Here is a 25,585-nt window from a genome sequence, read left to right as displayed (position 1 = left end):
ACCTAAAGAATCTCTCTTAAAGATTTGATATGAGCACATCAAAGACAGTGCAACAATTGCAAGCACAATGGGTGACTTCTGAAAACTTTCGGCGTTATGGACAAGTGATTTTTGCAAGTTTTGATGGCAAAACTTACGATGGTGAAGATGCCCAGTTAAACCTGCAAAACGGGATTCCACGATTTTATATTATGCGGTTGGACAAGAGAGGGCGAAAGTTCCATAAAATTACTCGCCATCTGCAATGCACTCAATGTCTGGGTTCTTTGTCAGGGAAGGATTGGTTAATTGCAGTTTGTCCTCCTCATAATGATGTGAATGAACCAGCATTAGAAGAGATTGCTGCTTTCCGCATTCCGGGGAATTGTTTTATCAAGCTACATGAGGGTACTTGGCACGCTGGGCCCCACTTTGACCATGAAGCTGTGGATTTTTATAATTTGGAACTAGCTGATACAAATATGGTGGATCATTTCACCCATGATTTTCTCAAGAGTCATCAATTAGAGTTTGAGATGGTTTAGGTGATATTAGGTTTAATTAGAGACAGAGACAAGCCATTTTCCTCAATCAGTTCAACCATTTTCAATTTTCTTAAACATTCATTTTATGGCTTCTTCCAATTCTCAATCTTCTAACAAAAGCTTTGTCTACCGCGAATTTGGCAACGATAACTCCGCCGCCACAGAAAGACCAATTCCAGAATTGCCCCCACAACAACAAAATCTGAAAGTACAAGCTTCCCGCAAAGGACGCAAAGGCAAAACTGTCACAGTCGTTAGCGGTTTTCAAGCGAAACCGGAAACCTTAGCAGATTTGGTGAAGCAGTTGAAAACCCAGTGTGGGACAGGTGGGACACTTAAAGACAACGAAATTGAAATTCAGGGCGAACACAAACAGAAAATTGTCGAGATTTTGACCAAGCTAGGTTACAAAGCCAAAATTAGCGGTGGCTAATCTTGAGTGCGGTTTACCGTATCTTAACCGTTATCTAGATGAAGTGAGGAAATGTTATCTTTGAGAGGTACAAATATGCTTGAATAGTGGTAAATTAGTTTGCCACCAAGCTGTCTTATTCTGAGATGAACAGGAGGTTTAAATGGATTTAGTTCGGATTCTGTGTGCCATTTTCCTGCCGCCTTTGGGAGTTTTTTTACAAGTAGGTTTTGGTATAGACTTTTGGATTAATATACTTTTAACACTGTTTGGTTATATTCCTGGGATTATTCATGCAGTGTGGATAATTGCTAAGAAATAATTTTTGTAAAAGTAGGTTAAGCGTACCAATATCTGTATTAGTGATGATTATAGAGGCAATTCATGAATTGCCTCTACAAAAAAGTTCATGAAATTAACTACTTTTTATTCGTAACTTTAATAAAACAAAAATCTCTAAGAATACTACTTTCTTTTTTAAAGATATATAGACATTACCCAATAAAACCCGATATCTAAATAAAAATTGTAAAAATAATATTTATCAAGTCTCTAATGTAAGCTTTTGTGTGGCGGAAAATACCGAATTACAGCAATTTTCAGGTAAATAAACCACAGTGATTGAACCTTCTCGTAGGCATCATCTTCGGTAATGTAATTGACAGCAACAGCCATTGCAAGGCCATCGTGATTCCAGTGTGCGTGCTTCACAGGAACGGAGAAATTGCTTCAGTTTTGACCAACATAATTCTATAGGAGATAAATCTGGAGAGTCGGGGGGCAAAAACTTGACTTTTGCACCGACGGACTCAATTGCAACCCTTACACGTTCGGCGTAATGAACTTTCAGGTTATCCATGACTACAATAGCCCCTTTCCACATACGCCATAATCACACGCTCATGCAAATCCTTTGAGTAAGATACCAATAAAAATTAAGCAGACAAATATTTTTGGCAATTAATATCAATTTTCTGCCCGCAATAACCAAAAGCCGCTATAAGTCATACCAGAATCATCAGGTTGAACTAACAAAAAATGCAATCCTCGGCTTTGCTGTTTGCGTTGTTCAAATGCTTGGGCTGCTGTTGTAACTTCTGGATCTTCAAATGTGGCAACAATCCATCTATCCACCAAGCTAGCTTCTAATATTAAGCCATCTGGTGCACCAGAAATGTAGTTCAAGCTGACGGGACGGGCTTGCTGCAACCACCGTGCTAGGCGCATTGATTGCCGTCCACCATAAATTACTACACCAGGAACAGGGACTGTTGATGCTAAACCCAAATTGATTGGTTTGAGATGTTCTGGGATGTGCAAAATGGGAATGGGGCGATCGCTAAATCTCGTTTCTACATCACTAGCAGCTAGAGTCGCGAAACGCCATTGTTCTCCCCAGAGGTTTTCTGGTAATGGTGCTGGGGGTGGTTTATCCAGCGTTAAGGGATATTGCTTTTCTTTTAACCACTGCTTTAACGCCAAGGTGTGGCGGGTAGGTTCGACATTAATACTTAAATTGCGTCCAGCCGCCTCAATTAAGCTGAGAGACTGCGGACGAAATACCTGAATTACATCTGGCAATTTTTCACCAGCAGCGAATTCAAGTTGAGTAGCAACCCAATTAGAATTTGCTGTTGACTGGAGACAGGTGGCTTCATACTCAAAGCTGCGAGTTGCGTCACAAATCAACAACTCCCATAAAATTTGTCCAGACGCATCTTGTGAGGGACGGCGATAAAAATCAATCTGCCAAATTTTCATATTATGTGGGCATGGGGCATTGGGTATTGGGTATTGGGTATTGGGCATTGGGCATGGAGGTATGGGAAAGATGATGAGAGTTAAAACTGAAAGTTTTAGGTTCAGAGGTTCGACGTTGATGTTCAGAGGTTCAACGTTGATGCTCAAAGGTTCAACGTTGATGCTCAAAGGTTCAACGTTGATGCTCAAAGGTTCAACGTTGATGCTCATTTTCCCATGCCCAATGCCCAATGCCCCAAACTTAATTTAAAAAGCCTGAATCCATTCTTTGACTGAATACTCAGTCCAGATGCCATTTTTCCAGTAGGGGTCATTTTCAATTAACTGGCGTACACTGGCTTCATCTTCGGCTTCATAAATCCCAAAAACTTTTGTCACATCCTTGGTTGGGCCGATAGTAATCAGCACACCGGATTGTTTCTGTTTTGCTAATCCGTCTAAATGAGCTTGACGATGAGGGACACGTTTTTCGAGAACGTCTTCGCAGTAAGTTCCCCAGACTACATATTTAGGCATAATTACTTGTTACTCCTGTTGGCTAATAAGATATTGCTCTGCCAAGAGCTTGAGCCGATCTCCTTCTAAAATGAGATTGTCAATTGCTTGTTTGATTTCAATGTATGGCTGACGAGATAATTTTTTTTCTCGTTCAATTGCACGTCGAGTTTCTGCCCTCAACCTTCCAGCCCACTTGTGTTTACCAAAAATGTCCAAGCCAACCGATACAACACTATCTGTACCAGATTGACTTGCTTCCTGATTAATATTACGTATATTTGCATTAACCTCCTTTTTTATCGCTCTGAGTTGCTTTTGTAATAGAGAAATTTGCTTAACCTGTAGTTTGACTGATTTAGGACTATTAAGTGTGAGAGACATCTGTGATTGCGTCTGCTGAATTTCTTGAATTATTTCCAGCGTGTTCATAATATGCCCCGATCTAGAGTTAAAAATTTTTGGCTAGTTTTTACAAAAGAATTTGAGGCAGAGCCTCAAGTAAAGTATTCCCAGGTTGAACCTGGGAACTAGACCAAAAAACTCCTAACTCCTAACTTCTCAGGTTTACGCCAAATTTTTCCACCAAAGCTTGGCGGACTTTATTGTGTACTGGTTCGACTTCTGCCTCAGTAAGAGTACGATCGCTAGCCCGATAAATTAAGCGGAATGCTAAACTCCGCTGTCCTTCGGGGACATTTTCACCACGATATTCATCAAATAATTCCACAGATTCGAGCAAATCTTTACCAGCTTTGGTAATTACTTTTTCAATTTCGACAACTGAAATTTTCACGGGTGCGAAAAAGGCGATGTCGCGATCGCTAGCTGGATATGTAGAATAAGGCCCGAATGTGGAGACGAGAATTTCATCTTCTCCGAGAGAATCTAAAAGCACATTTAGATCCAACTGAAAAACATAAACGGAATCTGGTAAACCTTTTTCTCGTCGCAGTTGGGGATGCAGTTGTCCAAAAATCCCCAGTCTGTTACCCCGAATCCACAGGGAAGCGGTGCGTCCTGGATGTAAGCGATCGTCGCGGCGATCGGGTTGAAATTCGATTTGCAAGCTAAGTTGCCGAAATACACTTTCTAAAATGCCTTTGGCTTCAAACCAGGTGATGGGTTCTTCGTGTCCACTTTTTGACCATTTGCCAACAGAAATATCCCCTCCCATAATTCCCGCCAGGGCTTCTGTTTCTTGCAAACCGTCTTCTTCTTGCCAGAAAATTTGCCCGATTTCAAAACCGTTGAGGGCACCATTACCCTGCTCTAAATTGTATTGAAAGGCATCAATTAACCCAAAGATCAAATCGGTTCGCAGTGCTGAATATTCGACAAATAAGGGGTTTGACAGTACTATATTTCTGTCTTCTCCTGGTTTGACTAAAGAATAGTGGATTAATTCTGTTAATCCTTCAGCTCGCAGGAAAGCTCGTAATTTGCGAATCAATTCCTCATCTAAAGGCAGATAACCAGCTTCTGCTTTTTCTGGTAAAGTATCGCAGAATTTGTTGTAACCATAGAGACGGGCAATTTCTTCAATTAAATCAATTTCTCGCTCTAAATCGCGGTAACGATAGGGTGGTACGGAAACAGACCATGTAGGTTGATGGTTAGTATCTTCTCCTGAAGGAGTCAACTGACACCCCAATGCAGTCAGGATGCGCTCAACATCTTGTTTTTGCAGTTCAGCTGTATCCTCTCCCAAATCGATTGGCCCCAGTATTTGATTAACTCGGTCTAAACGTAGGGCGATAGAACGACTCCAAGTAGATGGATCGGGGCGGGTGTCGGCAATTTCTTGCTGGACTATAATTCCACTAGCTAATTCGCTAATTAAGGATAAGGCGCGGCGATTGGCTATTTCCAACTCAGCCCGGTTAACTCCCCGTTCGTATCTGCCAGAAGCCTCACTTCTTAACCCAACACTCCGGGAAGAACGGCGAATTGCTACGGAATCAAATAAAGCTGCTTCTAAAACTAGGCTTTGAGTACCTTCATGGACTTCTGTTTCTTCCCCACCCATGACTCCCGCCAGGGCAACAGGTTTGTCGTTAGCGGTGATTAACAAATTTTGGGTTGCTAAGGTGCGAGTTTGTCCATCTAACGTTTTGAGAGATTCTCCATTATTGACGAAGCGAACGCCGATAGTTAAATTTTCGCTACCTGCAACAGATTTTAGGCGATCGCCATCAAAAGCGTGCAGTGGTTGTCCCCATTCCAACAAAACATAGTTAGTAATATCTACCACATTACTAATGGGACGTACCCCAGCCGCCCGCAAACGCTGTTGCAACCATTCAGGAGATGGAGCAATTTTGACCTGTTCAATTACCGTACCAATGTATGCAGGACAAGCTTGAGTATCGGCAATTTTTAAAGCTAAATTTCCGGCTTTTTTGGGAATAGAGACTTCACTAGGTTCAAGAATGCTCAACTTTCCACCAGTTAAAGCTGCTACTTCTCTGGCTACGCCTACCATACTTAGAGCATCAGCGCGATTGGCAGTTGCAGTCAGGTCTAAAATTACATCATCTAAACCTAATAAAGGCCGGACATCACTACCCAGTGGTAAATTTTCCTGGGTAAAAATATGAATTCCGTCTACATCGGTGGGCAAACCGAGTTCCTTTAAAGAACAAATCATGCCCTGAGATGGGACACCACGCAGTTTTGCAGGTTTGATTTTTAAATCAATTTTGGGTAAGTAAGTACCTGTGGTTGCCACTGGGACATAGATATCTGCCTTCACATTGGCAGCGCCACAGACAATATTTAAAGTTTCACCAGTACCGATATCCACTTGGCAAACACTCAATTTATCGGCGTTGGGATGGGGTTGACGCTCAAGCACTTTCCCAATCACCACGCCATTTGCCCAAGTGCGGCGGTCTTCAATCTCTTCAACCTCAAACCCTGCCATTGTCAGGGTTTCGGCTAATTCTTCTGGACTAAGTTTTATCTCTACTAGTTCGCGCAGCCAATTTAGAGAAATACGCATGGAGTGTGCTTGTTTTAGGAATCGTCTTTTGCTCTTATTTTAGGGTGCAAGAAGCGATCGATGGCTACTCGTCCCGCAAGGCTTACCTTTCACTTGAACAATCCTACTACGTTAGACTGGCAGAACAATCTCTGTTGCTAATCTTTTCCTGGCGTCTTGGCTTATGTGAATGTGGGTAATATGTTTGAGATTGGCTCTAGGTACAACACGCGATCGCAAAGAATAGTAATGCTAATCGGTCAAACAATTCAAGTAGAAATTTTGAGTAACAAAGAGGAAATCATATAATGAGTAATTTAAATTATCAGCAATTAACTGAAGCGGAATTACGGGAATTTGACAAAAATTACTCAGATTCTTCACCTAGATAAGATTGGCGAGTGTGGCGAACATGAAGAATTGCTACAACATTTTCTTCAACGACAAACACGCACTCGATATTTTCTTCGTTTTCCAACCCAGAGTTGCCGAATTTCACGACCAATCACTGGTGCTTCTGGTGCTATGCTACAGCGATTAGGAAATTCTTGAAGCGAAGCGATCGCGTCTTGAAGTTCGTAATACCAGTTGTTGGCTACTTTAGCACTCTCTTTGTCGCACATCCAACGATAGGATGTTTCGATTTCTTGAAAAGCAGTGGGTTGAATGAGAACCTGGTAACTCATGGGCGAGGCGGAATGCCAAGTTTGTGTTGTAGGGTTGCCAAGGCAAGCTCGGCAGGAATTCCTTCACCCTGCTCAAACTCATCTAGCCAAGTTTTTGCTGTGAGCAATTGATTTAGGACTCCTATTATAATGCTGGTAATAAGTAGGGCATAAATAAAAATGTCATTAAAAACTTTCGATATTGCTGACTTATCGGATAATTTAGCTGATTTATTATCAGATATCCAAAATCATGTTGAAGTGACGCTAACTCGGCAGGGTGTGCCTTGGGCAAGGGTTTTGCCTTTGTCTCAACCCCAAGAACAGCCTGTAGTTCCCAAAGCGGGTTTAAATCGTGGCTCTATGGTAATGAGTGATGATTTTGATCATCCTTTACCAGATTCTTTTTGGGGTTTATGAAGGTTTTATTAGATACTCATATTTTTATTTGGTGGGACAGTGAGCCTGAGAAGTTATCACCAAATATTTTAAGTTTGCTACAACGAACGGACACAAAACTAGATGTCAGTGTTGTTAGTTTGTGGGAAATACAAATTAAGAGTCAGCTAGGGAAGCTCACGCTTAGTCAATCGTTAGAAGACATCTACGACAGCCAAAGTAAAAATGGGATCTCTTTTTTGTCAGTTATCCCTGCCCATGTTCTAAATTTAAATACTTTACCTCTACATCATAAAGATCCGTTTGACCGAATGCTAATTTCTCAAGCTTTAGTAGAAGGTTTAACGCTGATTTCTATAGACCAGATATTTAAACTTTATGATGTGCCATTATTTTCTGGTGATTTCGGAATCATATAATAAATATACTCTCGTAATGCCTCTTCAACAACGGCATTTTTAGTTGGATGACCACCAAGTTCGAGAGCTTCCTTAATTAAGTTTTCGTCAATTTCTAGATTAGTAGTCATGTGTAGATTCTTTTAATTACGAATTACAAATTACGAATTACGAAAATTTTTGTGGTTAATTTAAGTTAAATGCATAAAAACTATTTTCAGTTTATTATGAATAAAAATATATACCAAGCCATAATAAAGTAAGACTCCTTGCCAGAGCAGAAAATCATGGTCAACCCATCACTCAAGCAGCGAATTCCTCATTTAGAAAATGGCGATCGCCTTACTTGCTACGAATTTGAGCGACGCTATCAAGCAATGCCCCGTCATCAAAAGGCAGAATTAATTGAAGGAGTTGTATACTTGGCATCCCCATTACGCTTTGAAAGTCATGCTGAACCACATGGTCATACAATCACTTGGTTGGGAGTTTATGAAGCATCAACTCCTGGTGTGAGATTGGGAATTGAGCCAACAGTCCGCTTAGATCGAGACAATGAACCGCAACCAGATGGAGTACTATTAATCACACCAACATCTCAAGGACAATCTCGTTTGAGTGGTGATGATTATATTGAAGGTGCGCCAGAACTTGTAATAGAGATAGCAGCTAGCAGTGTTGCTATTGATTTACATGACAAGAAAAAAGTTTATGGTCGTAATGGCGTAAAAGAATATATTGTTTGGCAAATATTTGAAAACAAATTAGATTGGTTTAGCCTACAACAAGGGGAATATGTCTCTTTAGAAGTGGATGTAGATGGAATTATCAAAAGTCAAGTATTTCCTGGTTTGTGGTTGTCAATGTCAAATTTACTTACTGGCAATATGCAGCAAGTCTTAGCTGTATTACAATTGGGATTAAATTCACCAGAACATCAAATATTTGTGCAGCAATTATCTGTGTAAACAAGATAGTCAAATTAATTCATAATGAATTACGAATTATCAGACTGGCGCTTTTGGTTGCACTATCCCAAACAATCCAGTTAAGAGAATTATCTAAATCTTCAGGGCTGTTTGAAACTTTGAAATATAGCTTTTCTTCGCCTTTTCTTTCAATAGCAAAGTCGGCATTTTGAGCATAAACAACTATAAAACCTTTATCTCGCAAACAATATATTGCCCAGGCTTTCAATGATTGCTTGTATGGCTCGTGTGGAATTGGTGGTTTTGTGATTGTGTCTTCAATTACTTTAAATATTTGCGTGAGTTTAGCGGTCATAGTAAATTAAGTAGTGTTTTTTAAGAGCCAGGGCAAAGGTCATTCACAGCTATACATAAGAAAAGATTGAGGTTTTTAAACTCACAAAGGTGGGTTATACTTGTGTGGATATTCAGAATTAAATTCAGGTTTAATGTCAGTGCTGTCATAGAAGTATTTCCCTTTTTTACTGACAAATAATTATTTAGTGGACATCTGGATCGCAACGAATTTCAATCATAAAGCCATCTGGATCGTAAAAATACACTCCTCTACCAGTAGGACGAGTGACTGGGCCATGTGCGATCGCTATTTTATTCTCTCCGATCACTGTCACTGCGCGATCGAATAACTGCGGATCGATGTCAAAGGCTAGATGGTAAGCCCTGGTGAAGGTCTTTTCTGGATTGGGATCTGGTGGTGATAATTCTGGTTCCCCAAATAAATCTAGAATTGTACCATCGGGGGTGATGAAGTTGGCTACTTTCCCAGATGCGACTAGTTCCACTAGGGTTGCGGGTACTTCGTCGCCTGTAAGTTCGTGCAAACCCAGGATTGTGCCATAAAAATAGCGCGAGGCTTGCATATCCTTGACGTTGAGGGCAATGTGATGTACTCTACGCAGACTTCCTGGCGCAATAACACTGTTCAGGGATTGGGTGCTAGATAGCATAATTAATAAAATCTCAATACTCAGATAGAAGTTGAACTTGTTTTTAAAGTTTACTATTGCTAATAAAAATTTATCATGGCTTTTGATTATTCTTTAGACTTTAAAAATATTGATTTTCGCCAACATCCTGAACTCTATCGTGTTGGCAAGGGTGAGCAGGGTGTACTTTTGATTGAACCATACAAATCAGAAATTCTTCCTTACTGGCGGTTCAAAACTCCAGATATTGCTAGAGAGTCGAGTGAAAAAATCTACGAGATTTTTCTTGATTATTTAGAGAAAAATGATTTTGTTGGTGCAGATATGGCAAGGAAGTTTATCCAAATGGGTTATACTCGCTCTCGCCGTTATGCTAATCATAAAAGCGGCAGGAAGTATAAACAAAATTCGGAAGATTCAGGTGACAAAAAAGAGATTCTTCCTTATGAAGTAGACCCAGTGAAAGCGGAATCAGCAGCAATATTTAAAGCCAAGTGGATAGAAGCAAAGACAAATGAGAAATATCAAGAGCTTTTAGCCAAGCATAAGCAAATGTATGAATTAGACTAGTACTCTGTCAACTTTCAATTGAGTGACTTTCGGAGAGTGCGTTACGCGAATGAACCTCTGAGCTTTGCGAGTGAACCTTTGAGCTTCGTGAATGAATCTTGAGGCTAATTAATTTAAGATTAACGCGATCGCATCTCAACCTCACTAAGCCAACAAAAATCATACTGTGCAACAATAGCTGTAGCTTTGTCGGAGTACAAACTATGGACTGGCGACAGTACATTCATTCAGACCCCAAAATTCTGCTGGGTAAGCCGACTGTAAAAGGAACTCGTTTATCTGTAGAGTTCTTATTAGGTTTGTTTGCTGCGGGATGGACAGAACAACAGGTGCTAGTAAACTATCCCATCTTGACCTCAGAAGCATTAAGAGCAGTATTTGCTTTTACGACAGAGTGTATGCGTGAAGAATCTTTCTGACTAGGAGAAGATATCAGATGAAATTTATTACAAATTCCAAATGATTAGGGTACGGAAAATTGCATATCAACATTAGTTGAGAAGTCAGTAGGCTTATTTTCAAGAGTAGCTATTTGAGTTCCAAATAAAGACAAAGCGCCAGTGTTTTTGTTGTAGCTAAAATCACTAATAGAACGCGCACTTGAAATAATTGAAATTTCAATTTTGTCACCTTCAAGTCGATTGAAGTCTGTAATAATGTCAATGCCATTAAACAAAGAAGGTAAGCGAAATCGGTCAGCACCTAAATCGCCTGATAGCGTATCTTCGCCATAATCAGCCCAAAGCACATCATTACCAGTGCCACCACTTAAGTAATCATTATCTTGTCCAATGACACGACTATTGCCATTACCGAAAAGTGTATCATCGTCATTACTACCGAAAAGGAAGTCATTACCGTTACCACCAACAATTATGTCAGATCCAGAACCGCCGAAAACTACGTCATTGCCATTACCAGCTATGATGTCATCGTAAATCCCACCAAGACCGAAAATAACATCATTCCCGTCATACCCATAAATATAATTACTAAAATCAGTTCCATAAATATTGTCATCACCAGAAGTACCTCTAGTGAAATAATCAATATTGTTAGCGTAGATAGCCATGCAACTAACTGTATAATAAAAACGTATTGATTATTTCACATTTAAAGTAAAAAAGCAACTCATCCTTCTTTAGCATCCAGCTATTGATAAAGTTGCTGTCATAACTAGGTGATAGAGTATAAGCTATCTCTTTGTTGAGCAGTTCAAAAGTTTTATCGCCGATATTCGTCGCCACAATCGCCGATTAGCTGGTACAAATCGCGTGATTGGCGAGATACTGCATTGATGCGATCGCGATCGTCTGCATCTAAACTAAAACTAAATACTTTGGCGTTATCTTCTATATGTTCAGATACCCCAAGTCTGGCACCAACTATCACACCGCCCACTGTTGGCTGATCTAAAATGTAACGCACTGCTACGTTAGAAATGCTTACCCCATACTTATTAGCAATTTCTTTAAGGATAGCCAGCAACTCTTGAAATAATTGCCAACCACCCCAAGCATCGATCATATTTTTATATTTTTTCAAACTAGCAGTAGCTAAATCAAATCCTCGCGGTTCCGGTTTACCTAAATAGTTTTCTGATAACAAACCGCCGCAAAGCGTACCGTAAGTAAAAAGCTTTATATCATGCTGTTGACAAAACTCCACCATATTAACTTCAGGACGGCGATCAATAAGGGAAAATTGCACTTGGTTAGAAACAATTTTGATACCTGCTTCAGTAATAATCTTCAAGTTTTCCGTGTCAAAATTAGTTAAACCTAGATGCTTAATTTTACCCTCAGTCTGAAGTTCTGCCATATATTTGAGGGCATCCAGGTAATTTTTATCCTGATATTCCCACCAGTGGAATTGCATCAAATCTAACGATTGTACATTCATCCTTCTCAAAGAAATATTAATATTTTCCTCGACGAGTTTTTTCGTCATTTTGCCTGGACGAGGCACCCATTTTGTAAAGGCTTGTACTTGAGATAAAGCATCTTTTCCACGAGTATCAATTAGTTGACAGCGAAACTCACCAATAAAGTCTTCTGCGGGGCCATAATGGTCTGCTAAATCCCAAGTGGTAAAGCCAGCATCTACATATTTGAACATAGTCTCAATAGCGGCTTGAGGATTTATCCTTCCGTGTGCGCCGGATACTTGCCACATACCATTTAAGATGCGGCAGATGTTTAAATCAGGAGTGAATTGGAGACGACTAGCTGCGGGTAAGTTCATTTTCAAGTTTAAGAGTGAGGAGTGAGAAGAGTTAACAATTAGTGAGTTGACAAGGGGGTTTTTACAGCCTTTTTAACTTTTCTACTTTATTATGAATGATTTCGGACTGCTAGAGTTAATAACTGCTAAAGTCTTAACTCCTAACTCCTAACTCCTAGACTTTCTAACGCCAGCCTTTTTCAGCTTGTTCAAGAACGTAAGCAGCAACGTCTTGAATTTGCTGTTCGCTGAGGCGTTCTTTGTAGGCTGGCATATTATTTTTACCATTGGTTACTATAGATGTAACTGCCTCTATTGAATCCATACCATACTTTTTCAGGGCTGGCTTTTTGAGATTTTTACCTCGCCGAATTATGTTGCTACCATTGATATGACAACCAGCACAATGAACACTAAATATTTGTTCGCCGTTAACTGTGTCTGCTGCACTAGCAGGTAAAGTAAAAGTACTGATTAATAACAAAAACGTTACTAATACTAATGTAAGTAGTTTTTTCAATTAACTTCTCCAGATTTGGACATACTAGTTACAGGCATAAGTATCAGAACCAATACTAGAGGGATTCAAAGTCAGTTGTAAATCCGGCAAAATTTGCACAATCTTCTTGGAAAGCTTCTGCATCACTAACATCCTCAATTTTATAAGACATGATGCGCGTACCATCTGGCATTTTTTTGGAACTAATTAATTCACCTTGATATTTATCTGCGATCGCTTTAAAATCAACACCATAGAGTTTCCAGGCATCATCCGAACAAGTAATATTTACTTGCCACATATTTTACTCCCAATTACTACCACTAAATATTCATCATCTCATAAATGGGCAACATCTTACACATCACCTCTTTGGGGCTATAATTTTCTATCTAAAGGAAGTGCCGAGCCTTATTAGGCTACGCCATAATGTTGATATGGAAACATGTCTAGAAAATTTTATCCAATTTAGTTAAATTCTACGAGTTGAAAATGTCTAACAATATCAAACAACAAATTCAAGCAGACCTGCAACAAGCTAAAGAAACTGGACAATTAAGAACTGAGCGGATTCGAGAAATTGTGAAATCCGCAGTTTCTCAAGTAGCTTCTGAGTTTAAACAAGGTTCTAGTGAAGTTCGTAGCATTGTGAAAGATGCAGTTTCGGCTGTAATTGAAAACTTCCAAGAAAAAGGTGGTGAACTCAAAGATGAAGTGACAGCTTCGATTGAAGGAGCGCTGGAAGGAATTAATAGCAAAAGACACGAAAGCATTGCTCAAACTCAAACAGATATAAAAAAGCTACAAGCTCAACTTGATGGTGAAGAAGAACAACTCCAACAAGAGGTTGATGTAATTTTGGCAGAAATTGAAGAGACGGGTAAGGAAAAACCTGCGAGTACCAAAACTGCCATTGATTCTGCTGTCAATGCTATTAAAGATAGTGAAGAAGTAGGATTGCTAAAGAAACGTTACGCGCAACTGCAAGCGCAGCTAGCCATTGTTCGAGCTAATATGGCTGCACGCTATGGCGGGCGGAATATGGAAGTTCAAGATTATCTAGACGAGGCTAAACACTGGTACGATAAAGCTCGTCCTCAAGCAGAATCTATGGCTGTACAGGTAGAACAGAAGCGATCGCAACTAGAAGATAAACTGGGTGAAGCTGGAACATCTCTAGCAAGAAAAGAGCGCCAAATCAAACAAACCTTAAGAGAGTTACTCTTAACGGCGGCTGACTTATTCAAAGATAAGGAACCTGCTAATAAAGAGCGGGATACTATTCATAAATAGACTGTTTTAATGTTGATTTAGCTCAGTAAATTTTAAGTAGGGTGCGTTAAGCTTTAGCTTAACGCACTATCTTTATATAGAGGTGCATTCATATATACCAAGTTGTCTTTGTTCGTATTATTTACTCAAAGTCATTCCAGTAACGAGCTTGATAAATAAGACTAAGTTTCTCAACTTGGTATTAGGCGCTTTTCAGAACTATTTTTTTTGACAAATTATCTGGAAATATGCGCCTTTCACAATGGGCAGTTTTCATATATAAAAAGTGGTGCGTTAGGTGAAAAACCTAACGCACCATACTTAATTAATTGTAAGCCCCTAAAATTAATCTTGCGTATTAGTAAATACGCCCCTCTCTATTCAGTTGTTCATCATGTTTGGCAATGACCCAAATTGCATGAATACTACCGGGAAGCCAACCTAAAACTGTGAGCAAAATGTTAATAAATAAAGTCGGGCCAACGCCAACTGTCAAGAAAACGCCTAAAGGAGGAACTAACAAACCTAAAAGAAAACGAACTAGTTTCATGATGTTACAACTTTGTGATTTTGTTTAATTACATTTGAGATGCCGAATTAGGAAATCCACCTTCGGAGATTTTATGTAGGCGAGAAACGTGATTCAACTTCTGTTTCTACTGGTTCTAACTTATCTAGAAGAAGGTAATTCAGCTTGATTCTTTACATCACCACTGCTGGTTAAAAGGTTTCTTTCAACAAAGTAGTTGTTAATAAAGGTGTTAGCAAAAGTTAAAATTACTGGACCAAGCAGGAAACCAATAATTCCACGAACTGCGAACCCAGGAACTAGCACTGCTGCTAACCAAAAACACAAACCGTTGACAACAAGCGAAAATGCTCCAAATGAGAGAAAGTTAAGTGGTAGGGAAAGAGCAGACAGAGCTGGTTTAACTGAACCGTTAATTAGACCAATTACTAAAGCAGCAATCAAAGCTGCGGGGAAATTAGCAATATTAACGCCTGGAACAACTAAATCAACAATCAACAGGCTCAAAGCTGTAGCTAGCGCGGTTAAAAATGGAGTCAACATTGTTTTTACCTAAATAACTAGAGATTTTTTTTGCGACTTCTTATATCATCTTTGACTATCTGCTAGGGTTTCACCTCCCTTGCAAGATAGAATTTCTTTCTACCATTAGGTCTATCATTGATAAAACTATAGCGGTTTTAAATACATTTTATGGGCGCACATCTGTACGCCTATACATTAGACATAGGAGTAGAGACGTAGCAGCTTAACTCTCTACAAGAGTTCTAGATAATGCATATTAATTTATGAATATATCTAACGTATTGCAATCTTTTGAAGGGTGCGTTAAACAAATTTAACACACCCTGAAAATTTAAGATTAATTTAATGTTACAAGCCAAAAATCACTCAGATTTTCCCGACTCAGGCTTATAATAAAGGGCTGATTTATATAAGACTTGTTCTTGATGGGTTTTTAAAGTGCAATCAGACAAAGGGTAAGTTACACAAGTAACAACATAACCAGCCTGTATTTCATTTGGACGCAGGAATTTTTGCTCACTTTGATCGACTTCACCACTAATAAGTTTAGCAATACACGCAGAACATTCGCCTTGTTTACACCCAGATGGTAGGCGGATACCAGCATCTTCCGCCATATCTAGAATATATTGATCGTCTGGTACTGGAATGGTGCGATCTAATCCAAGTGTAGGATTGATAAATCGAACTTGATAAACTGCCATCTGCTGTTTCTAATTATTGTTTAACTGCTTTCATCGATAAACTAATCCGCTTGAGTTTCTCGTTGATTTCTAACACCTGCACTTTGACTACTTGTCCAACTTTGACAATTTTGTTGGGATCGTCTACAAATCTATCAGCAAGTTGGGATATATGCACTAAGCCATCTTGATGTACGCCAATATCGACAAACGCGCCAAAGTTGGCGACATTCGTCACAATTCCTTCTAGTTCCATTCCTACCTTTAAGTCACTGATTTCTTTAATCCCTTCTTTGAAGGTGGCATACTTAAATTCAGCACGAGGATCTCTACCTGGTTTTTCCAGTTCGCTGAGAATGTCGCGCAGTGTGGGTTCGCCGACGCTATCGGTAACGTATTTCTTCACGTTGGTCTTTTTGAGTTTTTCGGCAATTTGTATTACCTGCTTTAATGGCACATTTAGATCAGATGCGATCGCTTCTACTACAGAATAACTCTCTGGATGCACTGCTGTATTATCCAAAGGGTTATCACCGCCGCGAATCCGCAGAAAACCCGCCGCTTGTTCAAAAGCCTTCGGCCCCAGTTTCGGAACTTTCAACAGTTGTCGGCGATTTTTAAAGGCTCCATTCTGGTTGCGATAGGCGACAATATTATTGGCAACTGTTGCCGTAATCCCAGAGACGGAAGTTAGAAGTTCTTTGGAGGCGGTGTTCAAGTCTACGCCGACGTAGTTAACGCAGCTTTCTACAGTCTCATCCAATTTCTTTTTCAGCAACTTCTGATCGACATCGTGCTGATATTGTCCCACACCAATAGATTTGGGATCGATTTTCACAAGTTCTGCTAGAGGGTCTTGCAAACGGCGGCCGATGCTAATTGCACCGCGCACGGTAACATCTAAATCAGGAAACTCTTCTAGCGCCACAATACTAGCAGAATATATAGATGCACCAGACTCATTTACCATCACCTTAACTGGTTTGCGTTCTATATTTTGTAATACTTGCGTGACAAATTCCTCTGTCTCGCGGGACGCTGTACCGTTACCGATGGCGATTAACTCAATTTTGTATTTTTCAATCAGATTTTTGACAGTTTGTGCAGCTTTAGCGCGTTGTTCAGCAGCTTGGTGAGGAAAAACCGCTTGGTATTCCAAAAATTTCCCCGTTTGGTCGAGGACAGCAACTTTACACCCAGTTCTAAATCCAGGGTCTATCGCCAAGGTTGGTTTCATTCCTGCTGGTGCAGACAGCAGCAACTCTCGCAGATTAGTTTCAAATGTCTTGATTGATTCCATATCTGCATAGACTTTATTCTCAGAAATTACCTCTCCCATTAGAGAGACTTTCATCAAACGATTGAATGCATCTTTCAACATCGCCTGATAAAAATCCCGAATTGTCCGTACTTTGGTTTTGATTTCTTTCGACTCAAGATAGTAAAGTACCGTATCCTCATCAAAAGCAATTTCAAAGCTTAATACTTTCTCAGTTTCACCCCGACACAACGCCAGCATATTGTGTGGTGCAATATTTTTTACCCTAATTTGATAGTTACGGTACATCTCAAATTTGGTTGTACCTTCGGGATAATCATCTTTGATGCGAGAGACAAATACCCCTTCTTCTAAAAGATAGTCGCGGATATATGCGCGTGACTCAGCTTTTTCAGCTACTTCTTCTGCTAAAATGTCAGCAGCACCTTTGAGCGCTTCTTCTGTTGTTTTTACTCCCTTCGTTTCCGAAATATACTTAGCCGCTTCTTCCTCCAGGGAAACCGTTGCAGCATTTTTGACATTTACATTTAGTGACTTGATAAATTCCGCCAGTGGTTCGAGTCCTTTTTCTCTGGCGATGGTGGCGCGGGTGCGTCGCTTTGGTCGATAGGGTAAGTATAAATCCTCAAGTTCAGTTTTTTGTAAGCAGGATGAGATTTTGGCTTTGAGTTCATCTGTGAGTTTACCTTGTTGGGCGATCGCACTTAAAATCACCGATTTGCGTTCTTCCAGTTCTGTTAAATAAGTATAGCGATCGGCCAGTTCCCGTAGTTGCACTTCATTCATCTCATCAGTGCGTTCTTTGCGGTAACGTGCAATAAAGGGAATTGTTGCACCCTCTGCCAAAAGTTCCAGCGCGTTTTGCACCTGATGGGATTTGAGGTTTATTTCAGTTGCCAGTATTTGAGGAATGTTCAGCATTAGGTGTCTAAAATGAAAATGCTACTTCTAAAGGTAATATGCTAGATCCTTATCTTGCCGCAAGGCCAAAATTTTAAGCTAATTTACCAGATGATTGCTCACAGGAGTGCAATTGGCGAAATAGACAAAACCCTCCTACGCAAGTTTTAAACCCTTTCAATCTGCGTAGATGAATAAGAGTTTGCATAGCATAGCGCAGCTATGCTGAGTCGGGAGAACGGCAAAAGTAGCATCACCGGAAGGAATTGTCTGTTCTTAAACACTATACGATTTTACGTAACGTCTCATACGTACTTTTAAAGCTTGCTACGTACACCATTAACTATAAAAAAAGAGTTGTCAAGCTTTTAGGCGCTTCATTTGTCACAATAATTATTCCAATTGGCGTAAAATACAACCTTGCGTAATCTTGATTCTCTATAATATTTATTTCAATATTTATTTCGCTCGACTGTTGTAAGCAAAACCTTATTAGATGTAAAATCAACCACACTTCCAAAAAATTTGTTTTACAGCTATTTTCAGGTAAATAAACCATGCGGTAGGGGCGCAAGCCCTTGCGCCCCTACAACAGATGTGGTTCAAATACATGAAAACTGCTTTAAAAACACTACAACCTTATAGTTCAGAGGTTAGTAAAATGCTCTTGTTTCTTTTGATACCACTATGTACTGCTTTAGCTACTGGCTACTTATTCAAAAAGAGTAATGATGAAATTGCATATCTTGCAGGTGTATTTACAGCGATTAGCTTGATCTTAAGTTTAGTATTAGCACCTTGGCAGATTCAGTTTGGATTATTAATCATTGTCTTCGTCATTACCAACAGATTTTTACAGGATAATGAGTCCAAACAATAGGAAAACAACTTAGAGAAACCTCTATCCAGCCAAGGAAACCTAGCGTCGTTTTTTTTTGATACCACTATTTACTGTCTTAACTACTGCCTGCTTGTTCAATAAGAGTACTAATGAAATTCCCTAATTTGCAGCTATTAGCTTGATTTTAACTATAGCATTAGCACCTTGGCAGACTCAGTTTAGATTGTTAATCATTATTACCAACAGACTTTTGTGAGGATAATGAGTTCAAACAATAGAAAAACCTCTACCCAGCCAAAGAAAATTGGCGGACTACTAACTCTGTCTGAGATATGTGAATTTAGATGAAAATTTTTGTGGATAGATAAAAACAATTTAAACTCTCAATAGTCATCTAAAAATTCTGGCTGAAATTTAGTGTAACATTGTGTGATATTATCAGCGCAAGTAGTGTTGTTCAAGTTTCAATTTTCTTGGGTCAACTCTTAGCTTTGCATTTATCGAGTCTAATACTAACTCTTTACCTCTACAAGTTTAATACCCAGAAGTTACTTCATAAATATACAAATTTCCCAGACAGAAATTCATAATAAAAGAGGATTTTTATTTTATGAAGTTTTTGTTTAAGTGTATTTGTCATTAGATAAATTTTTGATAAAGTATAGCGATAAATTTGCAACATACCTTTCTCGTGGTATTCTAGTAAGTAACTGCATGTAACAATAAATTTGGAGAAAAAAGCCTATTTAAAATTACAAGGAAAAATCAAGCAAACCTAATACTAAATGGTGTAAAAGTATCTCAAGTTTTTAATGCAAGCAACGTCAACTTCAAGTTGATTAGCCAACCCTAGTTTGAATTGGTTGTTTTGTTAAAAAGGCTCCATTTGGACATTCAGTAAAATTCCGCATAAACCTGTAAAGCGTATTACTATAGATTGATTTATCTCCTCTCTATAATTTACGCAGGCAGTCAGACTTGTATTACTTCTTGTGTTCCCATGCCCAAAAAGAGCACGTATACATACTCAATTTGAGTAAAAACCTTTACTTTTATAAATCGGCTTAATTGCTAGCTGAGATTACAGATATGTCTGTGAGCCGGGAGAAGTTTTATGATATGTCAGTACATTAATCAACTTTCCTGGAGCAAATAGAGAATATTTCTCAATCCAGCTAGGTTTTATAGCTTGAGAAGATCACATAGTATCTTCAAAAAATTTCTACAGCAGGATACAACTGATAGAAGTTAATAAATCAGTTAATCCAAAATTCTGTCAATCCATTTTGATTTAGGTGCATCTGTTGAATATATAGGTGGAATCAGAGTTCAGCATCAGCGATGTCTACGATGGACTACACCTACGCACATTGCAAACTTTGTGTATATAGAGAGAATTTGTGACAAAGTTCTCAACCTTCCCTATGTCTGCATCTACTACTAGATTATCGCGATCGCGCTAAAAATGTAGCACAGAAAATATCTGTAATTCACAGTTGGGCAAACTTTAAATTGATTGTGCCAATTGCCAAGCAATAAACTGGTTTGCTTGGGAGCATAATTCAGTAAAACAATTAAGCGTGCTTTACTTTGAATCATATCGAACGCTGCCATGATAGAGCAACCATCTTGGAAATTATATAGTGCTGGAAACTATATAGTATTTAGTTTTTAACTTTAGGGCATGACTTTCAACGATCATTTTTATATCCAGTCACTTCAACCTCATTTTGTTATCTATCTACTGAAGTGGAAGTCAAATTGTAGAGAAGGTTTTGCCGAGATATGAAACGTTCAAAACAACTGGTTTTTTACTAGCTAGTTCATACCTACTATCTTAATTAAGGCAAAGTACGATGAAATCCATGTCGCAAAAAAGTTCAAACTTTAAAATAATCCCTTATATTATTTTATTTGTAAGTATTTTATTTAGTATCTGTGGACAATTACTGATGAAAAATGCCATGATTCATACAAATGAGGAAGTATTGGATTGGGAGTTTCTTCAGAAACTATCATTAGCTATTACTGTCTACTGTTTAGGAATAGTCAATTGGATATTGGCTCTGCGATCTGTAAAATTGAGTATTGCTTATCCTTTGACTAGTTTAAATTATGTCGGGATACTTTTCGGTTCATACTACTTTTTTAATGAGGTGATTACATTAACTCGAATAGTAGGAGTAATCACTATATTCTTGGGTGTTCTTTTAGTAGTTAATCCGATAAGAAAGTTCAAATTTAGATAATTAATTACTTAACAAATTAAAAATGAGTGTTTTTACTTGGCTAAATTTAATGCTTGTCGTTTTGTTTGGAACAACAGCTCAACTTTCACTCAAGTATGGACTTTATATTTCTAACTCTAATAAAGGAGAAAGCGGATCTCTCAAAAATCTCTTATTATCTCGTTATTTTTTGATTTGGTTTATCTGCTATACATTTATGACTATATTGTGGCTTTATGTATTGCGGACAATTCCTTTAAGTCAAGCCTTTCCAGTTTTAGGACTAATGTATGCATTTGTACCAATTGCTTCTCACTATCTTTTAAAAGAAGGGGTTGTGTTTAGCCAATGGTTAGGAATTTCCGTTATTATAACTGGCGTAATTCTAGTCGTACATTAATAGCTTAATAAGCAAATCATCAGATTATTTAGTATTAACAGCTTCTCAACATCATCCTCTAAAACATTTTCACAAAATCTAAATTTAATTTATGAATATAGGTATCGTTGGCGGAGGCATAACTGGGCTAGTATTAGCTCAACGTCTTTCACATCAAGGACATAAAGTCACTGTTTTTGATAATAACAAGCAGCTTGGTGGACTTACTACCTATCATGATTACGGATTATTTACCTGGGATCGCTTTTATCACGTTATCCTACCTTCTGACACTCACTTAATAAATTTTATCAGAGATATTGGTCTTGGAGAAAAACTACGTTGGCATCGAAGTTTAACAGGCTTTTATGACAATAAAAAGTTTTATTCTATTAGTAACAGTATAGAATTCCTACGTTTTCCTTTATTTGGAATTATCGGTAAAATCAGATTAGCTTTTACTCTCCTATATGGTTCACGTCTGAATAACTGGCGGCGTTTAGAGAAGATTTTAGTTGAAGATTGGCTATTGAAACTCGGTGGTAAAAACACATACGAAAAGCTCTGGAAACCTTTGCTTTTATCCAAATTAGGAGAAAACTATAAGCGAATATCAGCGGTTTTTATCTGGGCTTATATCAAACGACTATTTTCAGCGCGTGATTCTTCATTAAATAAAGAACAACTTGGTTATGTCTCTGGCGGTTATAAAACTGTTTTTGACCATATAGAAAAATTAATTTACGCGGCTGGAGGTCATATCCACAAAGGTGTTGCAGTTGAATATATCGCCCCTCATCCAGGGGGTGGAATGTGGGTAGAATATCAGGGTAAAAAAGAGCATTTTGATAAAGTCATCTTTACTGGCCCAGTTAATATCTTGCAACAGGTTGCTGCGAAGGGACTAGTGAAAGTTTCAGACACTGGTGAAACAGTAGAATACCTGGGTGTAATCTGCATGGTACTGATTACTCGTAAACCTTTAGTTCCTTATTACGTAGTAAATATTGCCGATAGAAATATTCCTTTTACCGGAGTTATCGGTATGAGTAACTTAGTTTCTTTGCAAGAGACGGCAGGGTATCACATTACATTCTTACCAAAATATATACTTTCTACTGACCCGTTGTTAAAACAACCAGATGACGAATTACGTCCAATATTTTTCCAAGGTATACGTTCAATGTTCCCTGAACTCAAAGCAGATGACATTGTGGCAGCACATATTAATCGAGCGATTAAAGTACAGCCATTACAAGTTTTAAATTATTCCAGCCTTGTTCCAAAAGTGAGTACTGAAAATGATGATTTTTTTGTCGTCAATACCTCACAGTTGGTCAATGATAGCGTTAACAATAACGCAGTAGTTCGACAAGTCGATGAATTTCTCAAAAAATCAGTATTACTGAATTATTGAAATTTGAGGAATCACATTTTATTTTAAAAATCACACGAGGTCTTTATGAGTCTTTTTGTTCTTTTACCCGCATATAACGAGCAAGAATCAATTCGACCCTTGTTCAAAAAGTTTCAAACATTGCAGCAAATCTTTAATATAGAGATAGAACTGATTCTTGTCGATGATGGCAGTAGTGATAAAACTGCTCAGACTGCTTTACAAGAATCCCAATCACTGGGTATATTATTGAAATTAGTCCAACATCCCAAAAATGCTGGTTTAGGTCAAGCAATTAAAACAGGTTTTACGACTTTCTTAGAAATTTCTAAAGAAGGTGATTTTTTAGCGGCGATGGATTGCGACAATACTCAGCCACCAGAACTATTAATAAAAATGTATGACACTATGATAGCTGGTAGCTATGATATTGCGATCGCATCCAGATATCGAAAAGGTTCTAAAGTCATAGGCTTATCAAAATTTAGAGAACTGATGAGTTACGGAGCCAGCTGGCTTTTCAGAATTGCCGCCCGTGTACCAGGCGTAAAAGACTACACTTGTGGTTACAGACTCTATAACCGTACTTTTCTCAGTAAACTGGATATGTATTATGGGGACAATCTATTCACTGAAAGTGGATTTGCTTGCATGATAGATTTACTGCTGAAAGCCAAAGCCCTCAAACCAAAAATCGTAGAAATTCCAATGGTTTTGAGATATGATCAAAAGCCGACTGCTAGCAAAATGAAAATTCTTAAAACTATTACTCGAACACTAAAGCTCTTGTTTAAGAATCTAACATCAGTAGGGGCAACTTCCAATTTAGAGCGGATTTTTCATGAGCAAGAAACAGCAAGAATTCCACTGAAAATAGGAAATCGTAAATAAACCTGAGAAGAAAAGTCTAAATTCCCTGGTTGAGAAGAGTGCTAAATAAATACATAAACATAAATGTATTTTAGGTTACATTTATACTTTCAGCGGAGCTTTCCTTGCTCCGCTTTTGTATTCTGACTTCTGAATTCTTCGTCAAATAGCTCCAAATTTCTAGTATGTGGGCGGATTTGCCAAGGTGTTGTTAAAGGGGAGGGAAATCCACACGTTCTTCTAGCAGCTGTGGCTTTTGCTCATTTGTTAGACTGAACACACCAGGATTTTTCAGTCAAATCTCTGAACTACGCCAGCAGACGAGGCTACCCATGCTTACAAGTACGCTACTTCTCTCGAATCAACTTCCCACTCTCCAATATTCCTCCACACCAGAGCGTTTCGATGAAACCTGGGAAGCCCCCCTGGCTACCCTTCTGGGACTAGGACGCGCCGCTGGTGCTGACTTCATCGAATTATTTTTAGAGCGTCGCAACTATATTAGTTCTCTTGCAGAAGATGACGCTATCACGAGTATTTCACCCAGTCTGTCTACAGGCGCGGGAGTCAGGGTATTTCGCGGCAAAGCTGACTGCTACGTTAGCACCAATGACCTTTCGTTTTCCGGTTTGAAAGCAGCCTTAGAAAAAGGTCTTTCTATCTTGGGATTACAACTACCCACTCCTAAAGCTTTCATCCCAGAAATCAACCTAGAATTACTCAGAGATTACGCCACCAAAAGAGGTAAAGATGCATGGCTACCGATGTGTAGCTCCATCCGAGAAATGGGAGAAATCCTTCTAGATGGTACTGCCCACCTGAAGCAAAAAGCTAGCCACGTCCAATCGCGTCGTGCTACCTATTTCCGGGATTGGCAAGAAGTTTTAATCGCTGCCAGTGACGGGACTTTTGCCCGTGACATTCGTCTCACGCAATCAGTAGGATTTAACCTATTGTGTGCTGATGGTGCTAATCGTACCTCAATTGGCGATCGCGCGGGTAATACTAGTGATGCCAACTTCTTGAGAACTTGGGATTCTCAACAAGCTGCTGAGAAAATAGCAGAATCGGCTGGAAAAATGCTTTACGCAGATTACGTGGAATCGGGTACTTATCCCATCATTATGGCCAATCACTTTGGCGGCGTAATCTTCCACGAAGCTTGCGGACACCTGCTAGAAACCACTCAAATAGAACGCAATACCTCTCCCTTTGCTGACAAAAAAGGCGAAAAAATTGCCCACGAAAGCTTGACAGCCTGGGATGAAGGGCGCTCTGAAAATGCCTTCGGGACAATTGACATGGATGATGAAGGTATGCCTGCTCAAAGAACCCTATTAATTGAAAAAGGCGTTCTGAAAAACTTCTTAGCAGATAGAACAGGTTCCTCACGCACCGGACACCCCAGAACTGGAAGTGGACGCCGCCAAAATTATACCTATGCCGCTGCTAGCCGGATGCGTAATACTTATATTGATTCTGGCGAATATAGCATTGATGAATTATTTGCCTCTGTTGATAAAGGTATTTACTGTAAAAAGATGGGTGGTGGTAGCGTTGGTGCTACAGGTCAATTTAACTTTAGTGTTGATGAAGCTTATTTAATTGAAAATGGCAAAATCACCAAACCGCTAAAGGGAGCAATTCTCATCGGTGAAGCTAAAGAAATTATGAATAAAATTTCCATGTGTTCTCAAGATTTGGAAATTGCACCAGGTTTTTGTGGCTCAGTCAGTGGCAGTATTTACACTACAGTCGGACAACCCCACATTAAAGTTGATTCTATTACCGTTGGGGGACGATAAGAATTTTAGATTTTAGATTTTGGATTTTGGATTA

General features: G+C 39.0%; 33 protein-coding genes. 15 read left to right on the top strand and 18 right to left on the bottom strand.

Features of this window, described 5'->3' with window-relative positions:
- Window positions 1–29: 29 nt before the first annotated feature.
- The 3 genes from RMY63_RS15550 to RMY63_RS15540 all read left to right on the top strand — a co-directional run bounded on the left by RMY63_RS15550 (window position 30) and on the right by RMY63_RS15540 (window position 1,258).
- Entirely contained in the window at window positions 30–524 is a 495-nt protein-coding gene (locus tag RMY63_RS15550) for an ureidoglycolate lyase (RefSeq protein WP_322729555.1), read from the top strand.
- An 85-nt stretch (window positions 525–609) separates the two neighbouring features.
- The gene (locus RMY63_RS15545) at window positions 610–957 is read left to right on the top strand and encodes a translation initiation factor (RefSeq protein WP_292784886.1); all 348 of its coding nucleotides are present in this window, start codon (window positions 610–612) and stop codon (window positions 955–957) included.
- Between the two features lie 142 nt (window positions 958–1,099).
- Window positions 1,100–1,258, top strand: a complete 159-nt coding sequence (locus RMY63_RS15540; protein WP_179065728.1) for a YqaE/Pmp3 family membrane protein — start codon at window positions 1,100–1,102, stop codon at window positions 1,256–1,258.
- A gap of 230 nt (window positions 1,259–1,488) precedes the next feature.
- Here the strand turns inward: RMY63_RS15540 and RMY63_RS15535 are convergent, their stop codons facing one another.
- The 7 genes from RMY63_RS15535 to RMY63_RS15505 all read right to left on the bottom strand — a co-directional run bounded on the left by RMY63_RS15535 (window position 1,489) and on the right by RMY63_RS15505 (window position 6,861).
- On the bottom strand, window positions 1,489–1,611 hold the full coding sequence (locus RMY63_RS15535) for a hypothetical protein (RefSeq protein WP_322729610.1): 123 nt from the start codon (window positions 1,609–1,611) through the stop codon (window positions 1,489–1,491).
- Window positions 1,577–1,819 (bottom strand): transposase, encoded by a 243-nt coding sequence (locus RMY63_RS15530; protein WP_416212520.1) that lies wholly within the window; start codon window positions 1,817–1,819, stop codon window positions 1,577–1,579. The genes RMY63_RS15535 and RMY63_RS15530 overlap by 35 nt, the downstream gene beginning before the upstream one ends.
- An 83-nt stretch (window positions 1,820–1,902) precedes the next feature.
- Entirely contained in the window at window positions 1,903–2,697 is a 795-nt protein-coding gene (locus RMY63_RS15525; protein WP_322729606.1) for a Tab2/Atab2 family RNA-binding protein, read from the bottom strand.
- Window positions 2,698–2,943: 246 nt separating this feature from the next.
- Window positions 2,944–3,213 carry a YciI family protein gene (locus tag RMY63_RS15520; RefSeq protein WP_322729554.1) on the bottom strand — a complete coding sequence of 90 codons (270 nt, stop codon included), beginning with the start codon at window positions 3,211–3,213 and terminating at the stop codon, window positions 2,944–2,946.
- Window positions 3,214–3,222: 9 nt separating this feature from the next.
- Window positions 3,223–3,624, bottom strand: coding sequence for a hypothetical protein (locus tag RMY63_RS15515; RefSeq protein WP_322729553.1), 402 nt, complete (start codon window positions 3,622–3,624; stop codon window positions 3,223–3,225).
- A 121-nt stretch (window positions 3,625–3,745) separates the two neighbouring features.
- The gene (pheT, locus tag RMY63_RS15510; protein WP_322729552.1) at window positions 3,746–6,196 is read right to left on the bottom strand and encodes a phenylalanine--tRNA ligase subunit beta; all 2,451 of its coding nucleotides are present in this window, start codon (window positions 6,194–6,196) and stop codon (window positions 3,746–3,748) included.
- 416 nt (window positions 6,197–6,612) lie between these two features.
- On the bottom strand, window positions 6,613–6,861 hold the full coding sequence (locus RMY63_RS15505) for a type II toxin-antitoxin system RelE/ParE family toxin (protein ID WP_322729551.1): 249 nt from the start codon (window positions 6,859–6,861) through the stop codon (window positions 6,613–6,615).
- A gap of 159 nt (window positions 6,862–7,020) precedes the next feature.
- On the opposite strand from RMY63_RS15505, the gene RMY63_RS15500 reads away from it, so the two are divergent.
- Window positions 7,021–7,260: a hypothetical protein gene (locus RMY63_RS15500; protein ID WP_322729550.1), complete on the top strand. Its 240-nt coding sequence runs from the start codon at window positions 7,021–7,023 to the stop codon at window positions 7,258–7,260.
- Window positions 7,257–7,658, top strand: coding sequence for a type II toxin-antitoxin system VapC family toxin (locus RMY63_RS15495; RefSeq protein ID WP_322729549.1), 402 nt, complete (start codon window positions 7,257–7,259; stop codon window positions 7,656–7,658). The genes RMY63_RS15500 and RMY63_RS15495 overlap by 4 nt, the downstream gene beginning before the upstream one ends.
- On the opposite strand, the gene RMY63_RS15490 is transcribed toward RMY63_RS15495, so the two are convergent.
- Complete coding sequence (locus RMY63_RS15490; protein WP_322729548.1) at window positions 7,616–7,768, bottom strand: type II toxin-antitoxin system VapB family antitoxin; 153 nt, start codon at window positions 7,766–7,768, stop codon at window positions 7,616–7,618. The genes RMY63_RS15495 and RMY63_RS15490 overlap by 43 nt on opposite strands.
- A 156-nt stretch (window positions 7,769–7,924) precedes the next feature.
- On the opposite strand from RMY63_RS15490, the gene RMY63_RS15485 reads away from it, so the two are divergent.
- Window positions 7,925–8,605 carry a Uma2 family endonuclease gene (locus RMY63_RS15485; protein ID WP_322729547.1) on the top strand — a complete coding sequence of 227 codons (681 nt, stop codon included), beginning with the start codon at window positions 7,925–7,927 and terminating at the stop codon, window positions 8,603–8,605.
- Between the two features lie 19 nt (window positions 8,606–8,624).
- On the opposite strand, the gene RMY63_RS15480 is transcribed toward RMY63_RS15485, so the two are convergent.
- Entirely contained in the window at window positions 8,625–8,921 is a 297-nt protein-coding gene (locus RMY63_RS15480) for a hypothetical protein (protein WP_322729546.1), read from the bottom strand.
- Between the two features lie 184 nt (window positions 8,922–9,105).
- The gene (locus RMY63_RS15475) at window positions 9,106–9,573 is read right to left on the bottom strand and encodes a VOC family protein (RefSeq protein WP_094353202.1); all 468 of its coding nucleotides are present in this window, start codon (window positions 9,571–9,573) and stop codon (window positions 9,106–9,108) included.
- A 75-nt stretch (window positions 9,574–9,648) separates the two neighbouring features.
- On the opposite strand from RMY63_RS15475, the gene RMY63_RS15470 reads away from it, so the two are divergent.
- Together RMY63_RS15470 and RMY63_RS15465 are read left to right on the top strand one after the other, a co-directional pair.
- Window positions 9,649–10,122: a DUF4385 domain-containing protein gene (locus tag RMY63_RS15470; protein WP_322729545.1), complete on the top strand. Its 474-nt coding sequence runs from the start codon at window positions 9,649–9,651 to the stop codon at window positions 10,120–10,122.
- Between the two features lie 98 nt (window positions 10,123–10,220).
- Window positions 10,221–10,541 carry a DUF433 domain-containing protein gene (locus RMY63_RS15465; RefSeq protein WP_322729544.1) on the top strand — a complete coding sequence of 107 codons (321 nt, stop codon included), beginning with the start codon at window positions 10,221–10,223 and terminating at the stop codon, window positions 10,539–10,541.
- A gap of 44 nt (window positions 10,542–10,585) precedes the next feature.
- Here RMY63_RS15465 and RMY63_RS15460 read toward each other — a convergent pair whose 3' ends face one another.
- The 4 genes from RMY63_RS15460 to RMY63_RS15445 form a co-directional block, all read right to left on the bottom strand.
- A complete protein-coding gene (locus RMY63_RS15460; protein ID WP_322729543.1) occupies window positions 10,586–11,194 on the bottom strand; it encodes a calcium-binding protein in 609 nt (202 codons plus the stop codon).
- Between the two features lie 152 nt (window positions 11,195–11,346).
- Window positions 11,347–12,366, bottom strand: coding sequence for an aldo/keto reductase (locus RMY63_RS15455; RefSeq protein WP_322729542.1), 1,020 nt, complete (start codon window positions 12,364–12,366; stop codon window positions 11,347–11,349).
- A gap of 163 nt (window positions 12,367–12,529) precedes the next feature.
- Entirely contained in the window at window positions 12,530–12,865 is a 336-nt protein-coding gene (petJ, locus tag RMY63_RS15450; RefSeq protein ID WP_322729541.1) for a cytochrome c6 PetJ, read from the bottom strand.
- A gap of 55 nt (window positions 12,866–12,920) precedes the next feature.
- On the bottom strand, window positions 12,921–13,145 hold the full coding sequence (locus tag RMY63_RS15445) for a hypothetical protein (RefSeq protein ID WP_322729540.1): 225 nt from the start codon (window positions 13,143–13,145) through the stop codon (window positions 12,921–12,923).
- A gap of 191 nt (window positions 13,146–13,336) precedes the next feature.
- Between RMY63_RS15445 and RMY63_RS15440 the strand changes: the two genes are divergently transcribed.
- Window positions 13,337–14,137: a histidine kinase gene (locus tag RMY63_RS15440; protein WP_322729539.1), complete on the top strand. Its 801-nt coding sequence runs from the start codon at window positions 13,337–13,339 to the stop codon at window positions 14,135–14,137.
- 337 nt (window positions 14,138–14,474) lie between these two features.
- Here RMY63_RS15440 and RMY63_RS15435 read toward each other — a convergent pair whose 3' ends face one another.
- The 4 genes from RMY63_RS15435 to RMY63_RS15420 all read right to left on the bottom strand — a co-directional run bounded on the left by RMY63_RS15435 (window position 14,475) and on the right by RMY63_RS15420 (window position 18,053).
- Window positions 14,475–14,666: a YqaE/Pmp3 family membrane protein gene (locus RMY63_RS15435; RefSeq protein WP_292745009.1), complete on the bottom strand. Its 192-nt coding sequence runs from the start codon at window positions 14,664–14,666 to the stop codon at window positions 14,475–14,477.
- A gap of 120 nt (window positions 14,667–14,786) precedes the next feature.
- Window positions 14,787–15,188 (bottom strand): phage holin family protein, encoded by a 402-nt coding sequence (locus RMY63_RS15430; protein ID WP_322729538.1) that lies wholly within the window; start codon window positions 15,186–15,188, stop codon window positions 14,787–14,789.
- 344 nt (window positions 15,189–15,532) lie between these two features.
- Complete coding sequence (locus tag RMY63_RS15425) at window positions 15,533–15,874, bottom strand: 2Fe-2S iron-sulfur cluster-binding protein (protein WP_322729537.1); 342 nt, start codon at window positions 15,872–15,874, stop codon at window positions 15,533–15,535.
- A gap of 13 nt (window positions 15,875–15,887) precedes the next feature.
- The gene (locus RMY63_RS15420; protein ID WP_322729536.1) at window positions 15,888–18,053 is read right to left on the bottom strand and encodes a Tex family protein; all 2,166 of its coding nucleotides are present in this window, start codon (window positions 18,051–18,053) and stop codon (window positions 15,888–15,890) included.
- A gap of 640 nt (window positions 18,054–18,693) precedes the next feature.
- On the opposite strand from RMY63_RS15420, the gene RMY63_RS15415 reads away from it, so the two are divergent.
- From RMY63_RS15415 to RMY63_RS15390, 6 genes are all read left to right on the top strand, one after another.
- The gene (locus RMY63_RS15415) at window positions 18,694–18,912 is read left to right on the top strand and encodes a hypothetical protein (protein ID WP_322729535.1); all 219 of its coding nucleotides are present in this window, start codon (window positions 18,694–18,696) and stop codon (window positions 18,910–18,912) included.
- 1,817 nt (window positions 18,913–20,729) lie between these two features.
- Window positions 20,730–21,122, top strand: a complete 393-nt coding sequence (locus tag RMY63_RS15410; protein ID WP_322729534.1) for an EamA family transporter — start codon at window positions 20,730–20,732, stop codon at window positions 21,120–21,122.
- Between the two features lie 22 nt (window positions 21,123–21,144).
- Complete coding sequence (locus RMY63_RS15405) at window positions 21,145–21,501, top strand: EamA family transporter (protein WP_322729533.1); 357 nt, start codon at window positions 21,145–21,147, stop codon at window positions 21,499–21,501.
- 91 nt (window positions 21,502–21,592) lie between these two features.
- The gene (locus RMY63_RS15400; RefSeq protein WP_322729532.1) at window positions 21,593–22,897 is read left to right on the top strand and encodes an NAD(P)/FAD-dependent oxidoreductase; all 1,305 of its coding nucleotides are present in this window, start codon (window positions 21,593–21,595) and stop codon (window positions 22,895–22,897) included.
- 45 nt (window positions 22,898–22,942) lie between these two features.
- Entirely contained in the window at window positions 22,943–23,767 is an 825-nt protein-coding gene (locus RMY63_RS15395; protein WP_322729531.1) for a glycosyltransferase family 2 protein, read from the top strand.
- Window positions 23,768–24,078: 311 nt separating this feature from the next.
- Window positions 24,079–25,551: a TldD/PmbA family protein gene (locus RMY63_RS15390; protein ID WP_322729530.1), complete on the top strand. Its 1,473-nt coding sequence runs from the start codon at window positions 24,079–24,081 to the stop codon at window positions 25,549–25,551.
- The last annotated feature ends 34 nt before the right edge of the window (window positions 25,552–25,585 follow it).

Origin of the sequence: Nostoc sp. ChiQUE01b, from assembly GCF_034531255.1 — a bacterium.
In the GTDB taxonomy this organism is placed as follows: domain Bacteria; phylum Cyanobacteriota; class Cyanobacteriia; order Cyanobacteriales; family Nostocaceae; genus Nostoc.
Note: the sequence above shows the minus strand (reverse complement) of the source record. Positions and strands in the feature narration are given on the sequence as shown.

What these genes read in the sequence shown, in the direction of transcription:
- RMY63_RS15405 (WP_322729533.1), top strand. Translation starts at nt 21,145, where the DNA reads ATGAGTGTTTTTACTTGGCTAAATTTAATGCTTGTCGTTTTGTTTGGA.
- RMY63_RS15435 (WP_292745009.1), bottom strand. Translation starts at nt 14,666, where the DNA reads ATGAAACTAGTTCGTTTTCTTTTAGGTTTGTTAGTTCCTCCTTTAGGC.
- RMY63_RS15535 (WP_322729610.1), bottom strand. Translation starts at nt 1,611, where the DNA reads ATGGCTGTTGCTGTCAATTACATTACCGAAGATGATGCCTACGAGAAG.
- RMY63_RS15420 (WP_322729536.1), bottom strand. Translation starts at nt 18,053, where the DNA reads ATGCTGAACATTCCTCAAATACTGGCAACTGAAATAAACCTCAAATCC.
- RMY63_RS15525 (WP_322729606.1), bottom strand. Translation starts at nt 2,697, where the DNA reads ATGAAAATTTGGCAGATTGATTTTTATCGCCGTCCCTCACAAGATGCG.
- RMY63_RS15475 (WP_094353202.1), bottom strand. Translation starts at nt 9,573, where the DNA reads ATGCTATCTAGCACCCAATCCCTGAACAGTGTTATTGCGCCAGGAAGT.
- RMY63_RS15430 (WP_322729538.1), bottom strand. Translation starts at nt 15,188, where the DNA reads ATGTTGACTCCATTTTTAACCGCGCTAGCTACAGCTTTGAGCCTGTTG.
- RMY63_RS15495 (WP_322729549.1), top strand. Translation starts at nt 7,257, where the DNA reads ATGAAGGTTTTATTAGATACTCATATTTTTATTTGGTGGGACAGTGAG.
- pheT (WP_322729552.1), bottom strand. Translation starts at nt 6,196, where the DNA reads ATGCGTATTTCTCTAAATTGGCTGCGCGAACTAGTAGAGATAAAACTT.
- RMY63_RS15490 (WP_322729548.1), bottom strand. Translation starts at nt 7,768, where the DNA reads ATGACTACTAATCTAGAAATTGACGAAAACTTAATTAAGGAAGCTCTC.
- RMY63_RS15550 (WP_322729555.1), top strand. Translation starts at nt 30, where the DNA reads ATGAGCACATCAAAGACAGTGCAACAATTGCAAGCACAATGGGTGACT.
- RMY63_RS15415 (WP_322729535.1), top strand. Translation starts at nt 18,694, where the DNA reads ATGCTCTTGTTTCTTTTGATACCACTATGTACTGCTTTAGCTACTGGC.
- RMY63_RS15410 (WP_322729534.1), top strand. Translation starts at nt 20,730, where the DNA reads ATGAAATCCATGTCGCAAAAAAGTTCAAACTTTAAAATAATCCCTTAT.
- RMY63_RS15530 (WP_416212520.1), bottom strand. Translation starts at nt 1,819, where the DNA reads ATGTGGAAAGGGGCTATTGTAGTCATGGATAACCTGAAAGTTCATTAC.
- RMY63_RS15485 (WP_322729547.1), top strand. Translation starts at nt 7,925, where the DNA reads ATGGTCAACCCATCACTCAAGCAGCGAATTCCTCATTTAGAAAATGGC.
- RMY63_RS15455 (WP_322729542.1), bottom strand. Translation starts at nt 12,366, where the DNA reads ATGAACTTACCCGCAGCTAGTCGTCTCCAATTCACTCCTGATTTAAAC.
- RMY63_RS15425 (WP_322729537.1), bottom strand. Translation starts at nt 15,874, where the DNA reads ATGGCAGTTTATCAAGTTCGATTTATCAATCCTACACTTGGATTAGAT.
- RMY63_RS15440 (WP_322729539.1), top strand. Translation starts at nt 13,337, where the DNA reads ATGTCTAACAATATCAAACAACAAATTCAAGCAGACCTGCAACAAGCT.
- RMY63_RS15460 (WP_322729543.1), bottom strand. Translation starts at nt 11,194, where the DNA reads ATGGCTATCTACGCTAACAATATTGATTATTTCACTAGAGGTACTTCT.
- RMY63_RS15395 (WP_322729531.1), top strand. Translation starts at nt 22,943, where the DNA reads ATGAGTCTTTTTGTTCTTTTACCCGCATATAACGAGCAAGAATCAATT.
- RMY63_RS15500 (WP_322729550.1), top strand. Translation starts at nt 7,021, where the DNA reads ATGTCATTAAAAACTTTCGATATTGCTGACTTATCGGATAATTTAGCT.
- RMY63_RS15505 (WP_322729551.1), bottom strand. Translation starts at nt 6,861, where the DNA reads ATGAGTTACCAGGTTCTCATTCAACCCACTGCTTTTCAAGAAATCGAA.
- RMY63_RS15480 (WP_322729546.1), bottom strand. Translation starts at nt 8,921, where the DNA reads ATGACCGCTAAACTCACGCAAATATTTAAAGTAATTGAAGACACAATC.
- RMY63_RS15390 (WP_322729530.1), top strand. Translation starts at nt 24,079, where the DNA reads ATGCTTACAAGTACGCTACTTCTCTCGAATCAACTTCCCACTCTCCAA.
- RMY63_RS15470 (WP_322729545.1), top strand. Translation starts at nt 9,649, where the DNA reads ATGGCTTTTGATTATTCTTTAGACTTTAAAAATATTGATTTTCGCCAA.
- RMY63_RS15520 (WP_322729554.1), bottom strand. Translation starts at nt 3,213, where the DNA reads ATGCCTAAATATGTAGTCTGGGGAACTTACTGCGAAGACGTTCTCGAA.
- RMY63_RS15540 (WP_179065728.1), top strand. Translation starts at nt 1,100, where the DNA reads ATGGATTTAGTTCGGATTCTGTGTGCCATTTTCCTGCCGCCTTTGGGA.
- RMY63_RS15545 (WP_292784886.1), top strand. Translation starts at nt 610, where the DNA reads ATGGCTTCTTCCAATTCTCAATCTTCTAACAAAAGCTTTGTCTACCGC.
- RMY63_RS15515 (WP_322729553.1), bottom strand. Translation starts at nt 3,624, where the DNA reads ATGAACACGCTGGAAATAATTCAAGAAATTCAGCAGACGCAATCACAG.
- RMY63_RS15445 (WP_322729540.1), bottom strand. Translation starts at nt 13,145, where the DNA reads ATGTGGCAAGTAAATATTACTTGTTCGGATGATGCCTGGAAACTCTAT.
- RMY63_RS15400 (WP_322729532.1), top strand. Translation starts at nt 21,593, where the DNA reads ATGAATATAGGTATCGTTGGCGGAGGCATAACTGGGCTAGTATTAGCT.